We start from the raw sequence: 18,735 nt of genomic DNA, 5'->3' as shown, positions 1-18,735 counted from the left end.
CAGGTGACTGGTCGGGGTTTTGTTTTTGTGGCCGGTTAGCGATGGAACATTACGCTGCCTGCAATCCACGTTGGCGACTGGCCATAGCCGTCACCGCATAACCGATCAACGCCGCCAGGATCGAACCGGTGAGGATGCCCATGCGGTCCATCCCGGCGTAGTCGCTGGTGCCCGGAACAAAGGCCAGGGAACCGACGAACAGGCTCATGGTGAAACCGATGCCGCAGAGAATGGCCACACCCAGTACCTGGCCCCAGTTGGCGCCTTGGGGCAGGGCGGCGATGCCGATTTTCACGGCCACCCAGGTCAGGCCGAACACGCCGACGGTTTTACCCAGCAGCAGGCCGACCGCGATGCCCATCGGCACGTCGTGGGTGAAGCTTTCGGCAGTGACGCCGCTCAGGGACAGGCCGGCGTTGGCAAAGGCAAACAAGGGCAGGATGCCGTAGGCGACCCACGGGTGCAGCGCATGTTCCAGTGTCAGCAATGGCGAAGGCTCGGCGTTTTTCGTGCGCAGTGGGATACAGAAGGCCAGGGTCACGCCGGCCAGCGTTGCGTGGACACCGCTCTTGAGCACGCACACCCAGAGGATCAGGCCGATGATCATGTACGGCCCGAGCTTCACCACGCCAAGGCGGTTCATGCCAATCAGTGCTGCGATGCAGGCCGCGGCCAGCCCCAGCGAGAGGGTAGACAGCTCGCCGGAATAGAAGATTGCAATAATGACGATGGCACCAAGGTCGTCGATGATCGCCAGGGTCATCAGAAACAGTTTCAACGAAACCGGAACCCGCTTGCCCAGTAATGCCAGTACGCCGAGGGCAAAGGCGATGTCGGTGGCAGTCGGAATCGCCCAGCCGCTCAGGGCGGGCGGGTTGTCACGGTTGAGGAACCAGTAGATCAGCGCTGGCACCACCATGCCACCGATCGCCGCCATGCCGGGCAGGACGATTTGCGAGGGTTTGGACAACTGGCCGTCGAGTACTTCGCGCTTCACTTCCAGGCCGATCAGCAGGAAGAACAGTGCCATCAGGCCGTCGTTGATCCATAGCAGCAGTGGCTTGGCGATTTTCAGGGCGCCGATCTGGGCGACCACCGGGGTGTCGAGCAGGCCGTTGTACAGCCACGACAGCGGCGAGTTGTTGATGACCAGCGCCAGAACGGCAGCGGCGATCAGTAACAGACCGCTGGCAGCTTCCATCTGAAAGAAACGTGTGAAAGTGCTACGCAGAGGCAAGGTCGCTCTCCATCTGTGGGTTCAAAAAGGTGTTACACCCTAACAAGTACTGTTAGTTGTTAAAACAAAAGTTATATTCTTTTTTGTTATATACCGTTACAAGACCCCTGGCCGACATGGCCCTGAGCCTAGCAGTTGGCCAGCGTATTGGAGCGCAGCTGTACCTGTGCCGTATGCAGGATTTTTCCTAAGCTTGTCGATTGAGGCCCTCAACCGGCCGACTTCCGCCGATTCAACGAGAACAACATCATGAGCGACAACCGACAGTGGTCCCGCGAAGCGATCCGGATCATCGAAGCCGATTTCCAGCGCAGCGCCGACACCCACTTGATCCCTTTGCCGCTACCGGGTTTTCCGGGTATCGAGTTGTATTTCAAGGATGAGTCGAGTCACCCCACGGGCAGTCTCAAGCACCGCCTGGCCCGTTCATTGTTCCTGTATGCGCTGTGTAACGGCTGGCTCAAACCCGGCGCGCCGGTCATCGAGGCGTCCAGCGGGTCGACGGCGATTTCCGAAGCCTACTTCGCCCGCATGCTCGGCCTGCCGTTCATTGCAGTGATGCCGGCCACCACGTCCAAGGAAAAAATCGCGCAGATCGCTTTCTATGGTGGCCAGAGCCATCTGGTCGACGACCCGACGCAGATCTACGCCGAATCCGAACGTCTGGCGCGCGAACATGACGGCCACTTCATCGATCAGTTCACCTACGCCGAGCGCGCCACCGACTGGCGGGCGAACAACAACATCGCCGAGTCGATCTTCCATCAGATGCGCTTCGAGCAACATCCCGAGCCGAGCTGGCTGATTTCCAGCCCCGGCACCGGCGGCACCACGGCCACCCTTGGCCGTTATGTGCGTTATCGTCAGCACTGCACCCGCGTACTCTGTGCCGATGCCGAGCGCTCGGTGTTCTTCGATTACTACCAGAGCGGTGACGCCAGCCTGCGCCTGGATCATGGTTCGCGGATCGAAGGCATTGGCCGACCGCGGGTCGAGGCGTCGTTCCTGCCCAAGGTCATCGATGCAATGGTCAAGGTGCCGGATGCCCTGTCGCTGGCGGCCATGCACTACCTGGCGGAGCGCCTGGGACGGCATGTCGGTGGGTCGAGCGGGACCAATCTGATTGGTGCGTTGATGGCGGCGCAACACATGAAGGATGAAGGAGAGCAGGGCTCGATGGTGGCGATTCTGTGTGACAGCGGCGAGCGCTATGCCACCACTTATTACGATCAGGATTGGCTCAAGGCCCAGGGCTATGAGCTGAGCGGATTGATTGCCGCGGTGGCGGCGACGGTGGAGCGGGGAGAGCCATTGCCGGCGTCGGTGTTGCGCGCCAATATCTGAAATCGGGCAGGTGCTGAAAAACTGTGGGAGCTGGCAAGCCAGCTCCCACAGGGATTTGCAGGGTTTATCGCTTTGCTGATCAGGCCTCGAGACCGAGGATATCCCGCGCTACCGCTTCAGCAATACGAATGCCGTCGACACCCGCCGACAGAATCCCGCCCGCATACCCCGCGCCTTCACCGGCTGGGAATAGACCCTTGACGTTCAGGCTCTGCAGCGATTCGTTGCGGGTAATGCGCAGCGGCGAAGAAGTGCGGGTCTCGATTCCGGTCAACACGGCATCGTGCAGCGAGTAGCCGCGAATCTGCTTCTCGAAGGCTGGCAAGGCTTCACGAATCGCTTCGATGGCGAAGTCTGGCAACGCCAGGGCCAGGTCACCCAAGGCCACGCCTGGCTTGTAGGACGGCTCGACGCTGCCCAGTTCGGTGGACGGCTTACCGGCAATGAAGTCGCCGACCAGTTGCGCCGGTGCTTCGTAATTGCTGCCACCGAGTACAAAGGCGTGGGATTCCAGACGCTCCTGCAACTCGATACCTGCCAGCGGTCCGCCCGGATAGTCGACTTCCGGGGTGATGCCGACCACGATCCCGGAGTTGGCGTTGCGTTCGTTACGCGAGTACTGGCTCATGCCGTTGGTCACGACGCGATTCGGCTCGGAGGTCGCCGCCACCACCGTACCGCCCGGGCACATGCAGAAGCTGTAGACCGAGCGGCCGTTCTTGGCGTGGTGCACCAGTTTGTAGTCGGCGGCCCCGAGTTTCGGGTGACCGGCGTATTTGCCCAGGCGTGCGCGGTCGATCAGCGATTGCGGGTGTTCGATACGGAAGCCCACGGAGAACGGCTTGGCTTCCATGTACACGCCACGGCCATGGAGCATGCGGAAGGTGTCACGGGCACTGTGGCCCAGGGCCAGGATCACGTGACGGGAGTGAATCTGCTCGCCACCGGCGAGTTCGACGCCGACCAGTTGGCCATCCTCGATCAGCACATCGGTGACCCGCTGCTGGAAGCGTACTTCGCCGCCCAGGGCGCGGATCTGCTCACGCATGTTCTCGACGACACCGGTTAGACGGAACGTACCGATGTGCGGCTTGCTGACGTAGAGGATTTCATCCGGCGCACCGGCCTTGACGAACTCGTGCAGCACCTTGCGACCGAGGAATTTCGGGTCCTTGATCTGACTGTAGAGCTTGCCGTCGGAGAAGGTCCCTGCGCCACCTTCACCGAACTGCACGTTGGACTCGGGGTTGAGCACGCTTTTGCGCCACAGGCCCCAGGTGTCCTTGGTGCGCTGGCGCACTTCGGTGCCGCGTTCGAGGATGATCGGCTTGAAGCCCATCTGTGCCAGCACCAGCCCGGCGAAGATCCCGCAGGGGCCGAAACCGACGACAATCGGGCGAGCGCTCAGGTCGGCCGGTGCCTGGCCGACCATTTTGTAGCTGACATCCGGCGCCACGTTGACGTTACGGTCATCGGCGAACTTGTGCAGCACCGTGGCTTCATCGCGCACGCTGAGGTCGATGGTGTAGATGAAGCACAGTTCGGAGGATTTCTTGCGCGCATCGTAGCTGCGCTTGAACAAGGTGAAATCGAGCAGGTCATCGCTGGCAAGCCCTAAGCGCTGCACGATGGCAGGGCGCAGGTCTTCATCGGGATGGTCGATCGGCAACTTGAGTTCGGTGATTCGTAACATGGCGGGATCCGGTTCGCGGGGCGCACAACTGCGCCAGGGCGTTTGAAGGCCGCGATTATAAGCCCCAAAGGCACCGTCCAGTGAGGCAAAAACCGCAGCTCGTCGAATCAGTCGTCGCGCGCCCCGCCGAAATAGCCGCAACCGCGCTGCACCTGGCCGTCGATACGCAGTTCGGCGCTCATGTGCTGGATGCTGCCGCTGCTGTCGGTGCAACGTTGCGGCGCGACCCACAGTTCAATGCGCTGGTTGTTGGCTTCGCTGCTGAGGTTGAAGCGGCCATCGCCCAACTGCTCTTCTACGTAAGGCACGGCGAGGGGTTGCTGGCCGGCGCGGTCGATGACCATGCCTTTGCCGCTGACCTTGACGCTCCATTCAGGCTTATGGCCGGCGGCACGCAAGGTCAGTTGTTTGAAGTTGGGGTCGTCGCAGGCCTTGCCGGAGCGCTCGACGCGGTACAGCGTCTGCAGGTCGAGTTGCCCGTCACCACCACTGCCGGCGACCACGCGACCACGGACATCGGCAAACAGCTGGCCCTGGGTATCGGCCAGGCTTGCAGCCTGTTGCAGGATGCTGGTGGCGCCGATGTCGTTGACCACATAGCGGTTTGGCTGGTTACACGGCTGGAACACCAGTTTGCCGTCCGCCGCCGTCAATTGGCCTTGCATGCGTGTCTGGCCGACGTGGTCGGCACTCTGGCGCTCACCGTCGAACAGTTGGCAGGCAGCGAACAATGGAAGCAGGGCAACAAGGACTAAGGAACGGGCAACACGCATCTTCGGCTCTCCAGACAAGTGTCGCCACGTTACTCAGCCTGACCGTTCATCACAACCTGTGCGATGCAATTGTCATGAAACCCTGGCTTACCTGGTTACATTCAGCGTTATTTTTGAAGTCGGGGTACGGGGGGCGGCGCGTAACCTAGCCTGTCCATTAACTAAAGGAGGCGTTATGAAGGGATCAGGCAAGTGGCTCGTGGCAGCCTTGGGTTTGGCAGGTGCGTTGCAATGTCAGGCGGCGGATATCGAGTTGTCGTCCACGACCGACTTTATCGAGATGAGTCTGCTGCTCAAGCGCATGAATGATCTCAAGCCGCAATCTGTCGAGCTCGAGGTCACGCTGGGCTCCGATGCGCAACAGCGTTTTGCGCAGGTTACGCGTGAGGCGCTGCATCAGCCCTTGAGCCTGTACATCAACGGGGTGCTGGTGTCGACGGCGACCATTCAGACAGTAGTCCAAGGGCCAAATCTGAGAATCTCCATACCACGTGATGTCGCTCGCCATTTGCTGCCCACGCTCCTGGAGCAGTAGCTGGTCGTGGCGGCGCTGGACCAGCGCCGCACGTGGTTCCCGATCAGATGTGAAAGGTCTGCCCGGTCTGCAAACCCTCGACACTCTTGGCGTAGGCCAGCGCCACATCCGCTGCCGGGACCGGCTTGAAACCGCGAAAGTACGGGGCATATTTGCCCATGGCTTCGACCAGCACATTCGGGCTGATCGAGTTCACCCGCAGGCCACGGGGCAATTCGATGGCTGCCGCGCGCACGAAGCTGTCGATTGCGCCATTGACCAGGGCGGCCGAGGCACCGCTGTAGATCGGGTCGTGGCTCAACACGCCGGTGGTGAGGGTGAACGAAGCACCGTCATTGGCGTATTCGCGGCCGATCAGCACCAGGTTGACCTGGCCCATGAGTTTGTCCTTCAAGCCCAGGGCAAAACTGTCTTCGGTCATTTCGCTCAGCGGGGCGAAGGTCACGTTGCCGGCGGCGCACACCAATGCATCGAACTTGCCGGTCTGCTCGAACAATTTGCGGATCGATGCGCTGTCGCTGATATCCACCTGAAAATCACCGCTGTTGCGGCCGATGCGAACAATTTCGTGACGTGGCGACAGTTCTTTATCCACTGCCGAGCCGATGGTGCCGTTGGCGCCGATCAAAAGAATTTTCATGGGGCGGATCCTCATGTGGGTTGAATGAGCTTTCAGTCTAGAGTGGTTTTTTCTATTGATAAGCGTACTAATGGGCAACATTTGGTTTTCAAACGGAAACAATCGATGAGCGAAATGGATGACCTGGCAGCCTTCGCGGTGTTAATCGAGGCGGGGAGTTTTACCTTGGCTGCGCAGCAACTGGGGTGCAGCAAAGGGCAATTGTCCAAGCGCATCAGCCAGTTGGAAGCGCAGTTCTCCGTGGTGTTGTTGCAGCGCACCACGCGTCGTTTGAGCCTGACGGCAGCAGGCGCGGCGTTGCTGCCTCAGGCCCAGGCCCTGGTGGTGCAGGTCGAGCGTGCGCGTCAGGCGCTGGCGCGTTTGAAGGACGACATGGTGGGGCCGGTGCGGATGACTGTTCCCGTGTCACTGGGCGAGACCTTTTTCGACGGCCTGTTGCTGGAGTTCTCCGCCAAGTACCCGCAAGTGCAGATCGAGCTGGAGCTCAACAACAGTTATCGCGAACTGTCCCGGGACGGTTTTGATCTGGCGATCCGTTCCGATGCCTCTGTTGACCAGCGTCTGGTGGCGCGTCCGCTGTTGGCCTGGCATGAAATGACCTGCGCGAGCCCGGCGTATCTGCAGCAATTTGGTGAACCACAGACACCCCAGGCACTGGCGGAACATCGCTGCCTGTTGAACAGCCATTACAGCGGCCGGGAAGAATGGCTGTATCACCAGCAGCATGAGTTGTTGCGGGTGCGAGTGTCTGGCCCCTTCGCCAGCAATCACTACAACCTGTTGAAAAAAGCCGCCCTGGCCGGTGCCGGTATTGCCCGGCTGCCGTCCTATTGCCTGTCGGCGGAACTGGCGGACGGGCGTTTGCGCTGGCTGCTGCGTGACTATCAGACCCGCAGCATGCCGATGTACCTGGTGCATCCATATCAGGGTGGCTTGCCCAAACGCACGCAGGTGCTGGCGGATTATCTGATGGGGTGGTTCAAGCGCAGTGGGGAGGCGCTGGATCGGTTGTAGACATCCCATAGGGGATTTGTACGGCAGGCATAAAAAAACGGCCCGCGAAGGCCGTTTTTTGTTTACCGCAACCGCTTAACCACCGAGGTACGCTTCGCGCACTTTCGGGTCGGTCAGCAGCGCTTCACCAGTGCCTTGCATCACCACCCGGCCGTTCTCCAGAACGTAGGCGCGGTCAGCGATTTTCAGCGCCTGGTTGGCGTTTTGCTCGACCAGGAACACCGTCACACCGTCCTTGCGCAGCTGTTCGATGATGTCGAAGATCTGCTGGATGATGATCGGTGCCAGGCCCAGCGACGGCTCATCGAGCAGCAACAGCTTGGGCTTGCTCATCAGCGCACGGCCGATGGCGAGCATTTGCTGTTCGCCACCGGACATGGTGCCGCCGCGTTGGCTGAAGCGCTCTTTCAGGCGTGGGAACAATCCGAGGACTTTGTCCATCTGTTCCTGATAGTCGCCCTTGGCCGTGAAGAAACCGCCCATGGAGAGGTTTTCTTCAACGGTCAGGCGGGAAAACACCCGACGACCTTCCGGCACCACGGCGATGCTCTTGCGCATGATCTGCGAGGAGTCCTGGCCGACCAGTTCCTCGCCCATGTAGCGGATGCTGCCGCTGTGGGCCTGTGGCGAACCGCACAGGGTCATCAGCAGGGTCGACTTGCCGGCACCGTTGGCACCGATCAGGGTCACGATCTCGCCCTGACGGACTTCGACGTTGACGCTGTGCAGGGCCTGGATCTTGCCGTAGAAGGTGGAAACGTTTTCGAACTGCAGCATTTACGCTTCCCCCAGGTAGGCTTTGATCACTTCAGGATTGTCGCGGATCTGCTCCGGCGTGCCGTTGGCCAGGGGGGTGCCCTGGTTGATCACGACGATGTGGTCGGAAATGCTCATGACCAGTTTCATGTCGTGTTCGATCAGCAATACGGTGACGTTGTGCTCTTCGCGCAACATGCTGATCAGCGCCTTGAGGTCCTCGGTTTCCTTCGGGTTCAGGCCGGCGGCCGGTTCGTCGAGCATGAGGATCCGCGGACGGGTCATCATGCAGCGGGCGATTTCCAGACGGCGTTGCTGACCGTAGGCCAGGGTGCCGGCAGGGCGGTTGGCGAACTCGGTGAGGTTGACCTTGTCCAGCCAGTACGCGGCGTATTCCATGGCCTCGCGTTCGCTTCTGCGGAACGACGGGGTCTTGAACAGGCCGGACAGGAAGTTGGTGTTCAGGTGACGATGCTGGGCGATCAAGAGGTTCTCGACCGCGGTCATGTCCTTGAACAAGCGCACGTTCTGGAAGGTGCGCACCACGCCCTTAAGGGCGATCTTGTGGCCTGGCAGGCCCTGGATCGCCTCGCCATCGAGCACGATGCTGCCACCGCTCGGCTTGTAGAAACCGGTCAGGCAGTTGAACACGGTGGTCTTGCCGGCGCCGTTGGGGCCGATCAGTGCAACCACCTGTTTTTCTTTCACGGTCAGGGCGACGCCGTTGACCGCCAGCAAGCCGCCGAAGCGCATGCTCAGATTTTCGACTTTAAGGATCTCGCGGCTCATTTGCGCAGCTCCATGTGAGGACGTTGCATGGGCAGCAGACCCTGAGGGCGCCAGATCATCATCAGTACCATCAAGGCACCGAACATCAACATGCGGTACTCACTGAACTCACGCATCATTTCCGGCAACAGGATCATCACCACGGCCGCGAGGATCACGCCCAGCTGCGAGCCCATGCCACCCAGTACCACGATGGCAAGAATGATTGCCGACTCGATGAAGGTGAAGGATTCCGGCGTTACCAGACCCTGACGGGCAGCGAAGAAGCTGCCGGCGAAACCGGCGAAGCTGGCGCCCAGGGTAAAGGCCGACAGTTTGATCACGGTCGGGTTGAGACCCAGTGCACGGCAGGCGATTTCGTCTTCACGCAAGGCTTCCCATGCACGGCCGATCGGCATGCGCAGCAAGCGGTTGATGACGAACAGGGCACCGAGGGCCAGCAACAGCGCAACCAGGTAGAGGAAAATCACCTTGTTGATCGAGTTGTATTCCAGGCCGAAGTACTCGTGGAAGGTTTGCATGCCTTCCGCGGCTTTACGTTCGAAGCTCAGGCCGAAGAACGTTGGTTTCTCGATGTTGCTGATGCCGTTCGGACCGCCGGTAATGTCGGTCAGGTTACGCAGGAACAGACGGATGATTTCACCGAAGCCCAGGGTCACGATTGCCAGGTAGTCACCGCGCAAACGCAGCACCGGGAAACCGAGCAGGAAGCCGAAGGTGGCCGCCATCAGACCGGCGATTGGCAAGCAGATCCAGAAGCTCAGGCCGTAGTAGTGCGACAGCAGCGCATAGCTGTAGGCGCCGACGGCGTAGAAGCCGACGTAACCGAGGTCGAGCAGACCCGCCAGACCGACCACGATGTTCAGGCCCAGGCCGAGCATCACGTAGATCAGCACCAGGGTGGCAATATCCACCGCACCGCGGGAGCCGAAGAACGGCCAGACCAGTGCACCGGCGATCAATGCAATGATGATCCAGCGCTGAGTGGTCGGCAGGGTCAGGAAGTTACTGGCCTTGGCCGGGATCAGCGGCATGTTGGGCGACTTGCGCCAGGCCGAGCTGATCTGGCGGTCGAACAGCACGCGCAGGAACATCAGCACCGAACACACCGCAATGGTGATCAGGGTGGCGTTACTGGTGCCATGAACTTCGAGGTTGATGCCGACGATGGTCAGCTTCAGTCCGAGTACCGGGTAGGCCACGGCCCACACCAGCAAGGCGCTGAACAACGCCTGTTTAAGATTCCTAGTCATACCTTCTCAACCTCCGGACGGCCCAGCAGGCCGGTTGGCCGGAATAACAACACCAGAACCAGCAGACCGAACGCGACGACGTCCTTGTACTGGTCGCCGAAGATATCGGCACCGAAGGCTTCCGCCACGCCCAGCACCAACCCGCCGAGCATGGCGCCGGGGATGCTGCCGATACCGCCCAGTACCGCAGCGGTGAAGGCCTTGAGGCCGACGAGGAAACCGGCGTTCGGGTTGATCACGCCGTATTGCATGCTCAGCAGCACGGCGGCGATGGCTGCCAGTGCCGCACCGATGACAAAGGTCAGGGCGATGATGTTGTTGGTGTTGATACCCAGCAGGTTGGCCATCTTGATGTCTTCGGCGCAGGCGCGGCAGGCGCGGCCCAGGCGAGAGCGGGAGATGAACAGGGTCAGGCCGAGCATGGCGACCAGGGTCACCACGAACACCACGATTTGCATGTAGGAAATCAGCACTTCATGTGCGCCACCTGGCCCGATGGAGAAATTGCCCGGGATCAGGTTGGGGATGGATTTGTCCTTGGAGTCTTGCGCCAGCAGAACCGTGTTCTGCAGGAAGATCGACATGCCGATGGCCGAAATCAGCGGGATCAGACGGTTGCTGCCGCGCAAGGGGCGGTAGGCGATCCGTTCGATGCTGTAACCATAGGCACTGGTGACAACGATGGTTGCAAGGAAAGCAGCGGTCATCAACAACGGTACGCTGTCGAGTCCCAGCATGGCCAGACCGGCAATGGCGATGAACGCCACATAGGAGCCGATCATGTACACCTCGCCGTGGGCGAAGTTGATCATTCCAATGATGCCGTAAACCATCGTATAGCCGATGGCGATCAGGGCATACGTGCTGCCAATGGTCATGCCATTAACCAGCTGTTGGAAAAAGTGATAGATGTCAGGCATTACAGCGCTCCTAAAAACCTGATACGCATTTCACTGGTGGAGTCATTTTCCCGCCCGGGCCCCGTGGATCTGCATCCACTTCGAATCCGGGGTTTGCCAGCGAACCGCTGATGACGGTTTTGAGATTTTCAGGTGGGGAGACTGGCGGATCACGCCAGCGCGGCCCATAAACGTTCGTAAAACAAAGCCCACGGCACGCCGTGGGCTTTGTTGGCAGTCAGTCAGGCAGAGCCTTACTGAGGCGAAGCTTCAGTTTTTGGTTTGCCGAAGTGCCACTCGTAAACCACAAATTTGAAGTCTTTCAGGTCGCCCTTGGCGTCGAAGCTCAGGTCGCCGGTCGGGGTCTTGAAAGTGCCTGCGTGGATGGCTTCAGCCACCTTGGCAGGGTCTTCGCTCTTGGCGGCAGCGATACCGCCGGCAATCACTTCAACAGCGGAGTAGGCCGGGAACACGAACGGACCGCTCGGGTCTTCTTTCTTGGCCTTGAAGGCATCAGCCAGGGCTACGTTGGCAGGGTCCTGGTCGAAGGATTTCGGCAGGGTCACCAGCAGGCCTTCGGAAGCGTCCTTGGCGATCTGCGAAATGGAGTCGTTACCCACGCCTTCCGGACCCATGAACTTGGCTTTCAGGCCTTTTTCCTGGGCTTGACGCAGGATCAGACCCAGCTCCGGGTGGTAGCCGCCGTAGTAGACGAAGTCGACGTTGGCTTGCTTGAGCTTGGCGATGATCGAGGAGAAGTCCTTGTCGCCGGCGTTGATGCCTTCGAACACAGCGACTTTCACGCCGTCTTTTTCGAGGGTGGTTTTAACGGCGGTGGCGATACCTTCACCGTACTGCTGCTTGTCGTGCAGGACAGCAACGATTTTCGGTTTGACGAACTTGGCGATGTAGTTACCGGCGGCAGGGCCCTGGGCGCTGTCCAGACCGATGGTGCGGAACACCATTTTGTAACCACGGTTGGTGATGTCCGGGCTGGTGGCAGCCGGAGTGATCATGATCACGCCTTCGTCTTCGTAGATGTCCGAAGCCGGTTGAGTGGAGCTGGAGCACAGGTGGCCAACCACGAACTTGACGCCGTCGTTGACGACCTTGTTCGCGACCGCTACCGCTTGTTTTGGATCACAGGCGTCATCGTATTCCACGGCTTCGAGTTTCTTGCCGTCCACGCCGCCCTTGGCGTTGATTTGCTCGATGGCCATTTTGGCGCCACTGAACTGCATGTCGCCGTATTGGGCTACAGGGCCGGTCTTAGGGCCGGCGATGCCGATCTTGATGGTGTCAGCTGCGAACGAATGGCTGGCAACCCCGGCCAGAACCATAGCGGCAAACAGTTTGGAAATCTGCTTAGTAGCCTTAGTCATAGTGCTCCACTCTTACTGTTGTAGTTTTTATAGTCCTGGCGCCGAAGGCAGCAGAACCGGGTCAGTCATAACGACATTCCCCCGGAAAAGCCCCTCGGCAACTGTACCGGTACAGTGTAGAGCGCCGATTGTCAGCCTGGGAAGGCAGCGCCAGGGGGCAAAATCAAAGGATGTCGCTATATTGAAAGAAAAAGACAGATTTGCGGCGGGTCGTTTGGCGGGCTTATAGCCGATATCCAGCAATCCCTGGCTTTCCTGCGCTTTTCATTTCGATGACTCAATTGCATCCGGGTTTTTCTGCCAGACCACCAACGTTATCATTCGCGTCGATTTCTTTTCCGGACAGTCCCATGAATCAAGAACCTAGCACCCTCTATGCCAAGCTGCTTGGTGAAACCGCATCCATTACCTGGAAAGAGCTGGAGCCGTTCTTTGCCAAGGGTGCCCTGTTATGGGTCGACCCGAGCCTGGATTTGATCGCGGCGGCCGAGGCCGTAGCCCAGGATGAAGGCGAGAAAGTGGCTGCCTGGCTGGCCGAAGACAAGCTCGGCAAACTGTCTGAATCGCGGGCGCTGGATATTTTCGAGCGTGATCCGCAGATGTGGGCAGTGGTGGTCAGGCCGTGGATTCTGGTCCAGGAAAGGGCGTCGGCCTGACAGGTTGCACCTCTATGGTGCGAGTCGCCGAAGCTGGAAAGTGTGTAGCCGAGTAGCGTGATGGCATCTTGCCGTGGAGAAAGGCCACGCTTCACGGTGACGTAAACGTAACGGGAACAGTTGAGAGGGTCGTTGAACGGTTGCTCAATTGTTTCTTGATGTTGTCGGATGGTGCTTTTGAGGCCGCCATCGCGAGCAAGCTCGCTCCCACAGGAATCGCATTTCTTCAAGAAGGAACACGGTCAATTGTGGGAGCGAGATTGCTCGCGATTGGGGGCGACTCGGTATTCCGTCAGGCCGAGTAGGTCTTCCCGGTATGGTTATTCAAAGAAATAACTTTGGTCTTGCCAATGCGATGACGGTAGATCTCGCGCAGGTACTTGATCGACTTCTTCACGCAATCCCGTGACAGGCGAATGTCGTTGATCGACACGAACTTGTCCTTGTCGTTGATCAGTTCGCGGTACTTCTTCTCGTACATCGGCTTGATCGCATACCAGTTGGTATCGAGGATCTTCGCCGGGTTTTCGAACTCGTTGAGCAGGTCGTCGATACGGTCTTCGTCGAATTCCTCCTGGATGATGAAGTCCAGGATCGAGTTGTCCAGGGTTTCATCGAAACGGTACGGCGCCTTGGCGAAGCAACGCTTGATGAAGGCCACGATCAGCGTCAGGAAGTCGTCCGACAGGCACGGACTCTTGGCGATCAGGGTGGTCAGCGACAGGTTGGCCGAGGCGCCGATCACCAGGGCATAACGCTTGAGCGTGGTGTTGGGGAACAGGCTGTTGAGGTGAGTTTTCAGGCGGTTCAGGTCCATGTAGGACAGCTTGTAGTCCTTCGGCAGCGAGACGATCGACACCACCGACGAACAGTTCTTGAAGAAGTGCAGGTCGTGCAGGGCTGCGGCGTCGTAGCCGGAGTTCTTGTACTGCTCCAGCGAGGCACGGTAGCGCTTGGACTCGATCGGCAACAGGCTGATGCCCTCGATGGCCTGGGTCACCTTGTTGAAGTGCGGCAGGTCGATCGAGCGGAAGAACAGGTCGTCGATGTTCAGGCGCTGTGGCTCTTTCTCGAACACCTTGAACTTGTCGCTGCTCGGCGGCGGGGTCTCCGGCACCACGGACTCGGCATAGGCAATCGCCACCGGGCCGGCCAGACTCATGAACAGATCGTTGGCATCCAGGCGGATGGTTTCGCCGATGTCGATGCCGGCGCGACGGAAGTAGTTCTGGTCGTAGTCGGTGGTCACAGCCTGGGCCGTGAGGATGTTGAAGATCTGCTGCGAGATGTACTGGTTCGCGTGCTTCTCCATCGCATTGACATCAATGTTCTGGATATTGCCGTCATCGTTTTCTTCGGCGTAACGCATGATGTCGTTGGAGATCAGCATCATCGCGTTCCATGGGCGGATACGGCCCATGACGCTGGCTTCGCTGCTGTCTTCATTGGCGAAGTTGTAGGAGAAGTCCCATTCTTCTGAGAGGTATTTGCACAGCAGACGCCCGGCGTTGATGTGCAGCGCTTCCGACATTTCACTGCGGTGATCGGAAATGTTCGGCAGCACGCAGATACCGCTGGTGAAGATCGGTTCGAAGACGAAGGAGTGACCGCTTTTGCTGTCGTGCTCGTCCACCGGTTTGGTGTCGAACGTCTTGTTCATGTACGAGTGCTGCTGGGCCAGGCCGAATTCGGAGGCCATGCCCGAACCGGTACCACCGCCGGCGCTGAAGATCGAGAAGTACAGGCGCGACTGGTTGGCCTTGATGCCGCAGCTGTCGATCAGGTACGAGTGAATCATTTTCCAGTCGGGGCTGGAGAAACGCTGGGTGTCCTTGTTCAGGATGATCTTGGCCAGGTACTGGCCAAGGATCGGCGCGTTACCGGCGCCGCCGGCATGGACTTCCGACAGGTCCATGATCTTCATCTTGCTGTAGTCGCGCAGGAAGCCGCTTTTTTCGCCCTTGCGCGAGAAACGGATGCGTCCGGCGATGTCCTTGTCCAGGTCGCCGAGCATCACCAGTGGCTCGACCAGGAACACCGGTTTGGTCGCCTTGTTCTGTACCAGTCGCAGGTTGTTGCGAATCCACTGTGCCGGGCTATAGCCCTTTTCGGCGTAACGCTTGTCCGGCGACAGACGATCTTCGTTGTTGAATTCGTTGAGGTAGAACTTGCGCGCGTTGTAGACCAGCTCCGCGACATCCAGCGCGATGTTCGAACCGCAGCGCCCCAGGCCGATCAGGCACACCGATGGGAACTCCTGAACATTGCTCTGTTCGTTGTCGCCTTCCAGGTGCGGCGGACGCGGGAACACCATGTCGCGCAGACCGTCGAGGTTGTCGAGGATGCGGTCGGTGTTGGTCTCGGTGAAGTAAAGATACTGCTGGGTCGCCAACGGGCGTGAGGGGAGCAATGGCTTCGGTGATGACGGGCTGTTGGCCGCAGGGCTCAAGGTCAGATCGGATAGCGCAGTGGCCGGGTTGTTTTTAGAAGTCATCGTTCGCCATCTACCTGGGCTGGTTGTTGGGTCGACGGGTGATCGTCGGACCGTCACGGAGTTGATTCGCGTCTTTTTTCTGCGCGTATTGGGTCCCAAGCCGGAGCTTGAGCCTGAGCATTGCTCGAGGGGAATCCTTTCCTAAGTCATGATGAATCGGCCAATATTCGGCGATCTTTAATCAAAGGGAGGCCAAATGATGTCAACGCTACCTTCGTTGGGGTTCGCCGGAATCGGCCTGATGGGGCTGCCGATGTGCCAGCGTCTGCTGGCGGCGGGTTATCCGCTGACCGTGTGGAACCGCAATCCAGCCAAGTGCCAGCCACTGGTGGACGCCGGTGCACGCCAGGTCGCAAGCCCGGCCGAATTGTGCCAGCACGCCGATATTGTGCTGTTGTGTCTGGCCGATACCGCAGTGGTTCGCGAGGTCGTGTTCGGCCCGGCAGGTGTTGCCGAAGGCGCGAGAAGCGGCCAGTTGCTGGTGGACTTTTCCAGCCTGGAACCCAATGCCACCCGGGAAATGGCGGCCGAGCTAGGCAAAAAAGCCGGCATGGGCTGGCTCGACACGCCGGTGTCCGGTGGTGTCGTCGGCGCCGAAGCCGGCAGCCTGGCGATCATGGTCGGGGGCGAGGCGCAGGACCTTGAGCGGGTTCGATCGGTGTTGCTGACACTGGGACAACGGGTGACCCACATGGGCGCAGTCGGGGCAGGGCAGGTGACCAAGGCGTGCAACCAGATGATTGTGGCCTGCAATGCCCTGGTGATTGCTGAGGTGGTGGCCTTGGCGCAACGCTCGGGCGTGGATGCCAGCCTGATTGCCGAAGCACTGGCCGGCGGTTTTGCCGATTCGAAACCCTTGCAGATTCTCGCGCCGCAAATGGCTGACAGTCGTTTCGAGCCGGTCAAATGGCACGTGCGCACCTTGCTCAAGGATCTGGATACCGCGGTGAAGTTTTCCCGCGAGCAAGGTTCGGCGACGCCCATCACTGGCCTGGCTGCGCAACTGATGCGCTTGCACGGCAGTCAGGGTTTTCTTGAGCGGGATCCTTCTACATTAGTGCAGTTGTACCGTGAGCCAGGCTCAGGCTCGTGATCGGCGTATAGGTGTGTTTGCGCTGGTTGATTTCATTGAGCACCGGAAGCAATTCAGCCAGCGGCACCGGCCGACTGAGCAGATACCCCTGAACGAAGTCGCAGCCGTGGTTTTCCAGGAACTGGTACTGCTCGAAGGTTTCGACGCCTTCGGTCACGACCTGCAGGTGCAGGGTATGGGCCATGACAATGATGGCCTGGACGATCTCCATGTCCTGGGTGGCCTTGGGGATGTCCTGAATGAAGGAACGGTCGATTTTCAGCGTGTTGAGCGGCAAGCGTTTGAGGTAGGCCAGGGATGAGTAGCCGGTGCCGAAGTCATCGATGGATAGAGACACGCCGAGTGCGCGGATCTGGCGCAGCAGCACCAAAGTGTTGGCGATGTTGCCCATCAAGGCATTCTCGGTGACTTCCAGCTCCAGCCGATGGGGCGCTACACCGGCGGAGCGCAGGGCGCGTTCTATTTCATCGGCCAGTTCTTCCCGCGCCAGGTTCAGGGGCGAGCAGTTGACGGCGATTTTCAGTTCTTCGCAGCCCTGGCGCGACAGTTCGCCGAGATCCTCGCACGCCTTGCGCAGCACCCAGTTGTCCAGTTCGGCGATCAGGCCGTTGGCTTCGGCGATGGCGATAAAACGGTCCGGTACCAGAAAACCGTGGACCGGATGTTGCCAACGAATCAGCGCTTCAAGCTTGCTGACCTGGCCGGTTTTCAGGTCGTAGATCGGTTGGTAATAGAGCATCAGCCCGGTGTCTTCGCGCAGGGCATGGCGCAGTTCCTCTTCGAGTTGCAGCTCCAGCGTGGCGCGGGTTTTCAGGTTGGCGCTGAAGAAGTTGAGGCCGTTGCGACCGCTGCCCTTGGATTGATAGAGCGCCAGGTCGGCATTCTTCAGCAGTTCCTCGCAAGTCTTGCCGTCCTCGGGGAACAGGCTGATGCCGATGCTGGTGGTCATGACCATGCGCCGCCCGGCGAGCTCGATCGGCTCCTTCATTTTCAGCATGATGCGCTGGGCCATCTGCCGCGCCTCTTCGCGGTCATGAAGGTCAATCAACAGGCAGAACTCGTCACCGCCAAAACGCGCCACCACATCGTCATGGCTGCGGATCGAACTCTTGATATGCCCGGCGATGACCTTGAGCAGTTCGTCTCCAGCGTCATGGCCCAGGCTGTCATTGATCCGCTTGAAGTGGTCGATGTCGAGGAACAGCACCGCCAGCATCCCGCCTTCGTTGGTCTTCTCCATGAGTTTCTCAGCGAAGATCTGGTTGAAGCCCCGGCGATTGATCAGGTTGGTCAGGGCATCGTAGTGCGCCACCTGTTGCAGCGACATGCGCGCCTGGTCCAGTTGGCTGAGCAGCGAGTTGACGCGCTGCAGATCGTGGTCCTTGTGTTGCAATTTCTTGTCGGCGAGGGCAGCGCTGATGCTGCTGCCGATAATCAGCAGGGTCATCACTGCGACGGTCAGCGCCAGCTGCAGGTGGCTGCTCGCGTTCGACGGCTGCAAGGCCTGCCCACTGGGCAATACCAGATTGAATGCGGCCATGGCGGTAAAGTGCATGCCGATGATGCCGCCACCGAGCAGCAGGCTTGCGCCGTACTTGAACAATTGGTGGAACATGCCCATGCCGTTGCGCAGATGTCTGGACAACAGCAAGGCGATGAGAGCGGCACCGATGGCGATGGCGATGGACAGTACAAACAGGTCCGGCTGGTAATAGGCAACCGCGTTCGTACGCATCGCCGCCATACCGACGTAATGCATGGTGGCGATGCCCAGGCCAATGCCGATCGATGACTTGAAGCATTGCCGCACACTCAGGTCGGGAAGACTGAGGGTGCGCATGGCCAGCCATGAGGCCAGCAGGGCGATCACTAGCGAAAAGACCGTGACCGGCAATTGATAGTGCACTTCGACGGGAGCCTGGAAGGCGAGCATCCCGACAAAATGCATGGCCCAGATGCCGCCGGCCAGGCAACCGGTGCCAACCCAGCGCCAGCGAATCTGCGAGGTGTGATTTTCCGCGTGTGCGACCCGCTCGGCCATGTCCAGCGTCGCGAAGCAGCCGACACAGGCGACCAGATAGGCTAACAGCACCAGAAAGGGGTCGTGTACGCAGTTGAGAATGATCTGCCCGCTGTCTGGTAGCGAGGTGATGAAATGCAGACCCAGCCACTCCATA

Annotated in this window: 16 protein-coding genes; 5 read left to right on the top strand and 11 right to left on the bottom strand. The window is 59.6% G+C overall.

Going from position 1 to position 18,735, the window contains the following annotated elements:
* Nucleotides 1-49: 49 nt before the first annotated feature.
* On the bottom strand, nt 50-1,237 hold the full coding sequence (nhaA, locus tag EIY72_RS01195) for a Na+/H+ antiporter NhaA (protein WP_093225901.1): 1,188 nt from the start codon (nt 1,235-1,237) through the stop codon (nt 50-52).
* A 246-nt stretch (nt 1,238-1,483) separates the two neighbouring features.
* Here nhaA and EIY72_RS01190 point away from each other — a divergent pair, with 246 nt between their 5' ends.
* Nucleotides 1,484-2,581, top strand: coding sequence for a PLP-dependent cysteine synthase family protein (locus tag EIY72_RS01190; protein WP_197678871.1), 1,098 nt, complete (start codon nt 1,484-1,486; stop codon nt 2,579-2,581).
* A 79-nt stretch (nt 2,582-2,660) separates the two neighbouring features.
* Here EIY72_RS01190 and EIY72_RS01185 read toward each other — a convergent pair whose 3' ends face one another.
* Together EIY72_RS01185 and EIY72_RS01180 are read right to left on the bottom strand one after the other, a co-directional pair.
* On the bottom strand, nt 2,661-4,274 hold the full coding sequence (locus EIY72_RS01185) for an NAD(P)/FAD-dependent oxidoreductase (protein WP_093225895.1): 1,614 nt from the start codon (nt 4,272-4,274) through the stop codon (nt 2,661-2,663).
* 107 nt (nt 4,275-4,381) lie between these two features.
* Nucleotides 4,382-5,047, bottom strand: coding sequence for a hypothetical protein (locus EIY72_RS01180; RefSeq protein WP_093225892.1), 666 nt, complete (start codon nt 5,045-5,047; stop codon nt 4,382-4,384).
* A 175-nt stretch (nt 5,048-5,222) separates the two neighbouring features.
* Between EIY72_RS01180 and EIY72_RS01175 the strand changes: the two genes are divergently transcribed.
* Nucleotides 5,223-5,582: a SecDF P1 head subdomain-containing protein gene (locus EIY72_RS01175; protein ID WP_093225889.1), complete on the top strand. Its 360-nt coding sequence runs from the start codon at nt 5,223-5,225 to the stop codon at nt 5,580-5,582.
* 43 nt (nt 5,583-5,625) lie between these two features.
* On the opposite strand, the gene EIY72_RS01170 is transcribed toward EIY72_RS01175, so the two are convergent.
* On the bottom strand, nt 5,626-6,222 hold the full coding sequence (locus tag EIY72_RS01170; RefSeq protein ID WP_093225886.1) for a short chain dehydrogenase: 597 nt from the start codon (nt 6,220-6,222) through the stop codon (nt 5,626-5,628).
* Nucleotides 6,223-6,327: 105 nt separating this feature from the next.
* Between EIY72_RS01170 and EIY72_RS01165 the strand changes: the two genes are divergently transcribed.
* Nucleotides 6,328-7,236 (top strand): LysR family transcriptional regulator, encoded by a 909-nt coding sequence (locus EIY72_RS01165; RefSeq protein ID WP_093225883.1) that lies wholly within the window; start codon nt 6,328-6,330, stop codon nt 7,234-7,236.
* A gap of 75 nt (nt 7,237-7,311) precedes the next feature.
* Here EIY72_RS01165 and EIY72_RS01160 read toward each other — a convergent pair whose 3' ends face one another.
* The 5 genes from EIY72_RS01160 to EIY72_RS01140 all read right to left on the bottom strand — a co-directional run bounded on the left by EIY72_RS01160 (nt 7,312) and on the right by EIY72_RS01140 (nt 12,315).
* Complete coding sequence (locus EIY72_RS01160) at nt 7,312-8,013, bottom strand: ABC transporter ATP-binding protein (protein ID WP_093225877.1); 702 nt, start codon at nt 8,011-8,013, stop codon at nt 7,312-7,314.
* Nucleotides 8,014-8,781, bottom strand: coding sequence for a high-affinity branched-chain amino acid ABC transporter ATP-binding protein LivG (gene livG / locus EIY72_RS01155; RefSeq protein WP_093225873.1), 768 nt, complete (start codon nt 8,779-8,781; stop codon nt 8,014-8,016).
* Nucleotides 8,778-10,034 (bottom strand): high-affinity branched-chain amino acid ABC transporter permease LivM, encoded by a 1,257-nt coding sequence (locus EIY72_RS01150; protein WP_093225870.1) that lies wholly within the window; start codon nt 10,032-10,034, stop codon nt 8,778-8,780. Before EIY72_RS01150 ends, livG begins: the two co-directional genes overlap by 4 nt.
* A complete protein-coding gene (gene livH, locus EIY72_RS01145) occupies nt 10,031-10,954 on the bottom strand; it encodes a high-affinity branched-chain amino acid ABC transporter permease LivH (RefSeq protein ID WP_093225867.1) in 924 nt (307 codons plus the stop codon). Before livH ends, EIY72_RS01150 begins: the two co-directional genes overlap by 4 nt.
* A 233-nt stretch (nt 10,955-11,187) precedes the next feature.
* Nucleotides 11,188-12,315: a branched-chain amino acid ABC transporter substrate-binding protein gene (locus EIY72_RS01140; protein ID WP_093225864.1), complete on the bottom strand. Its 1,128-nt coding sequence runs from the start codon at nt 12,313-12,315 to the stop codon at nt 11,188-11,190.
* Nucleotides 12,316-12,665: 350 nt separating this feature from the next.
* Here EIY72_RS01140 and EIY72_RS01135 point away from each other — a divergent pair, with 350 nt between their 5' ends.
* On the top strand, nt 12,666-12,971 hold the full coding sequence (locus EIY72_RS01135; protein ID WP_093225861.1) for a DUF2288 domain-containing protein: 306 nt from the start codon (nt 12,666-12,668) through the stop codon (nt 12,969-12,971).
* Nucleotides 12,972-13,263: 292 nt separating this feature from the next.
* On the opposite strand, the gene EIY72_RS01130 is transcribed toward EIY72_RS01135, so the two are convergent.
* Nucleotides 13,264-15,465, bottom strand: a complete 2,202-nt coding sequence (locus EIY72_RS01130; protein WP_093225858.1) for a hypothetical protein — start codon at nt 15,463-15,465, stop codon at nt 13,264-13,266.
* A 196-nt stretch (nt 15,466-15,661) separates the two neighbouring features.
* Here EIY72_RS01130 and EIY72_RS01125 point away from each other — a divergent pair, with 196 nt between their 5' ends.
* On the top strand, nt 15,662-16,558 hold the full coding sequence (locus EIY72_RS01125) for an NAD(P)-dependent oxidoreductase (protein ID WP_093225855.1): 897 nt from the start codon (nt 15,662-15,664) through the stop codon (nt 16,556-16,558).
* Here EIY72_RS01125 and EIY72_RS01120 read toward each other — a convergent pair.
* Entirely contained in the window at nt 16,515-18,734 is a 2,220-nt protein-coding gene (locus EIY72_RS01120) for a putative bifunctional diguanylate cyclase/phosphodiesterase (RefSeq protein ID WP_197678804.1), read from the bottom strand. The genes EIY72_RS01125 and EIY72_RS01120 overlap by 44 nt on opposite strands.
* Nucleotide 18,735: the final 1 nt, after the last annotated feature.

The organism is Pseudomonas vancouverensis (assembly GCF_004348895.1).
In the GTDB taxonomy this organism is placed as follows: Bacteria; Pseudomonadota; Gammaproteobacteria; order Pseudomonadales; family Pseudomonadaceae; genus Aquipseudomonas; species Aquipseudomonas vancouverensis.
The sequence above is the reverse complement of the archived record's forward strand: the minus strand, read 5'-3'. Positions and strand labels throughout refer to the sequence as shown.

Excerpts from the sequence above, each read along its gene's own strand:
- EIY72_RS01185 (WP_093225895.1), bottom strand. The coding sequence starts at position 4,274 with ATGTTACGAATCACCGAACTCAAGTTGCCGATCGACCATCCCGATGAA.
- EIY72_RS01180 (WP_093225892.1), bottom strand. The coding sequence starts at position 5,047 with ATGCGTGTTGCCCGTTCCTTAGTCCTTGTTGCCCTGCTTCCATTGTTC.
- EIY72_RS01175 (WP_093225889.1), top strand. The coding sequence starts at position 5,223 with ATGAAGGGATCAGGCAAGTGGCTCGTGGCAGCCTTGGGTTTGGCAGGT.
- EIY72_RS01170 (WP_093225886.1), bottom strand. The coding sequence starts at position 6,222 with ATGAAAATTCTTTTGATCGGCGCCAACGGCACCATCGGCTCGGCAGTG.
- EIY72_RS01165 (WP_093225883.1), top strand. The coding sequence starts at position 6,328 with ATGAGCGAAATGGATGACCTGGCAGCCTTCGCGGTGTTAATCGAGGCG.
- EIY72_RS01160 (WP_093225877.1), bottom strand. The coding sequence starts at position 8,013 with ATGCTGCAGTTCGAAAACGTTTCCACCTTCTACGGCAAGATCCAGGCC.
- livG (WP_093225873.1), bottom strand. The coding sequence starts at position 8,781 with ATGAGCCGCGAGATCCTTAAAGTCGAAAATCTGAGCATGCGCTTCGGC.
- EIY72_RS01150 (WP_093225870.1), bottom strand. The coding sequence starts at position 10,034 with ATGACTAGGAATCTTAAACAGGCGTTGTTCAGCGCCTTGCTGGTGTGG.
- livH (WP_093225867.1), bottom strand. The coding sequence starts at position 10,954 with ATGCCTGACATCTATCACTTTTTCCAACAGCTGGTTAATGGCATGACC.
- EIY72_RS01140 (WP_093225864.1), bottom strand. The coding sequence starts at position 12,315 with ATGACTAAGGCTACTAAGCAGATTTCCAAACTGTTTGCCGCTATGGTT.
- EIY72_RS01135 (WP_093225861.1), top strand. The coding sequence starts at position 12,666 with ATGAATCAAGAACCTAGCACCCTCTATGCCAAGCTGCTTGGTGAAACC.
- EIY72_RS01130 (WP_093225858.1), bottom strand. The coding sequence starts at position 15,465 with ATGACTTCTAAAAACAACCCGGCCACTGCGCTATCCGATCTGACCTTG.
- EIY72_RS01125 (WP_093225855.1), top strand. The coding sequence starts at position 15,662 with ATGATGTCAACGCTACCTTCGTTGGGGTTCGCCGGAATCGGCCTGATG.
- EIY72_RS01120 (WP_197678804.1), bottom strand. The coding sequence starts at position 18,734 with ATGGAGTGGCTGGGTCTGCATTTCATCACCTCGCTACCAGACAGCGGG.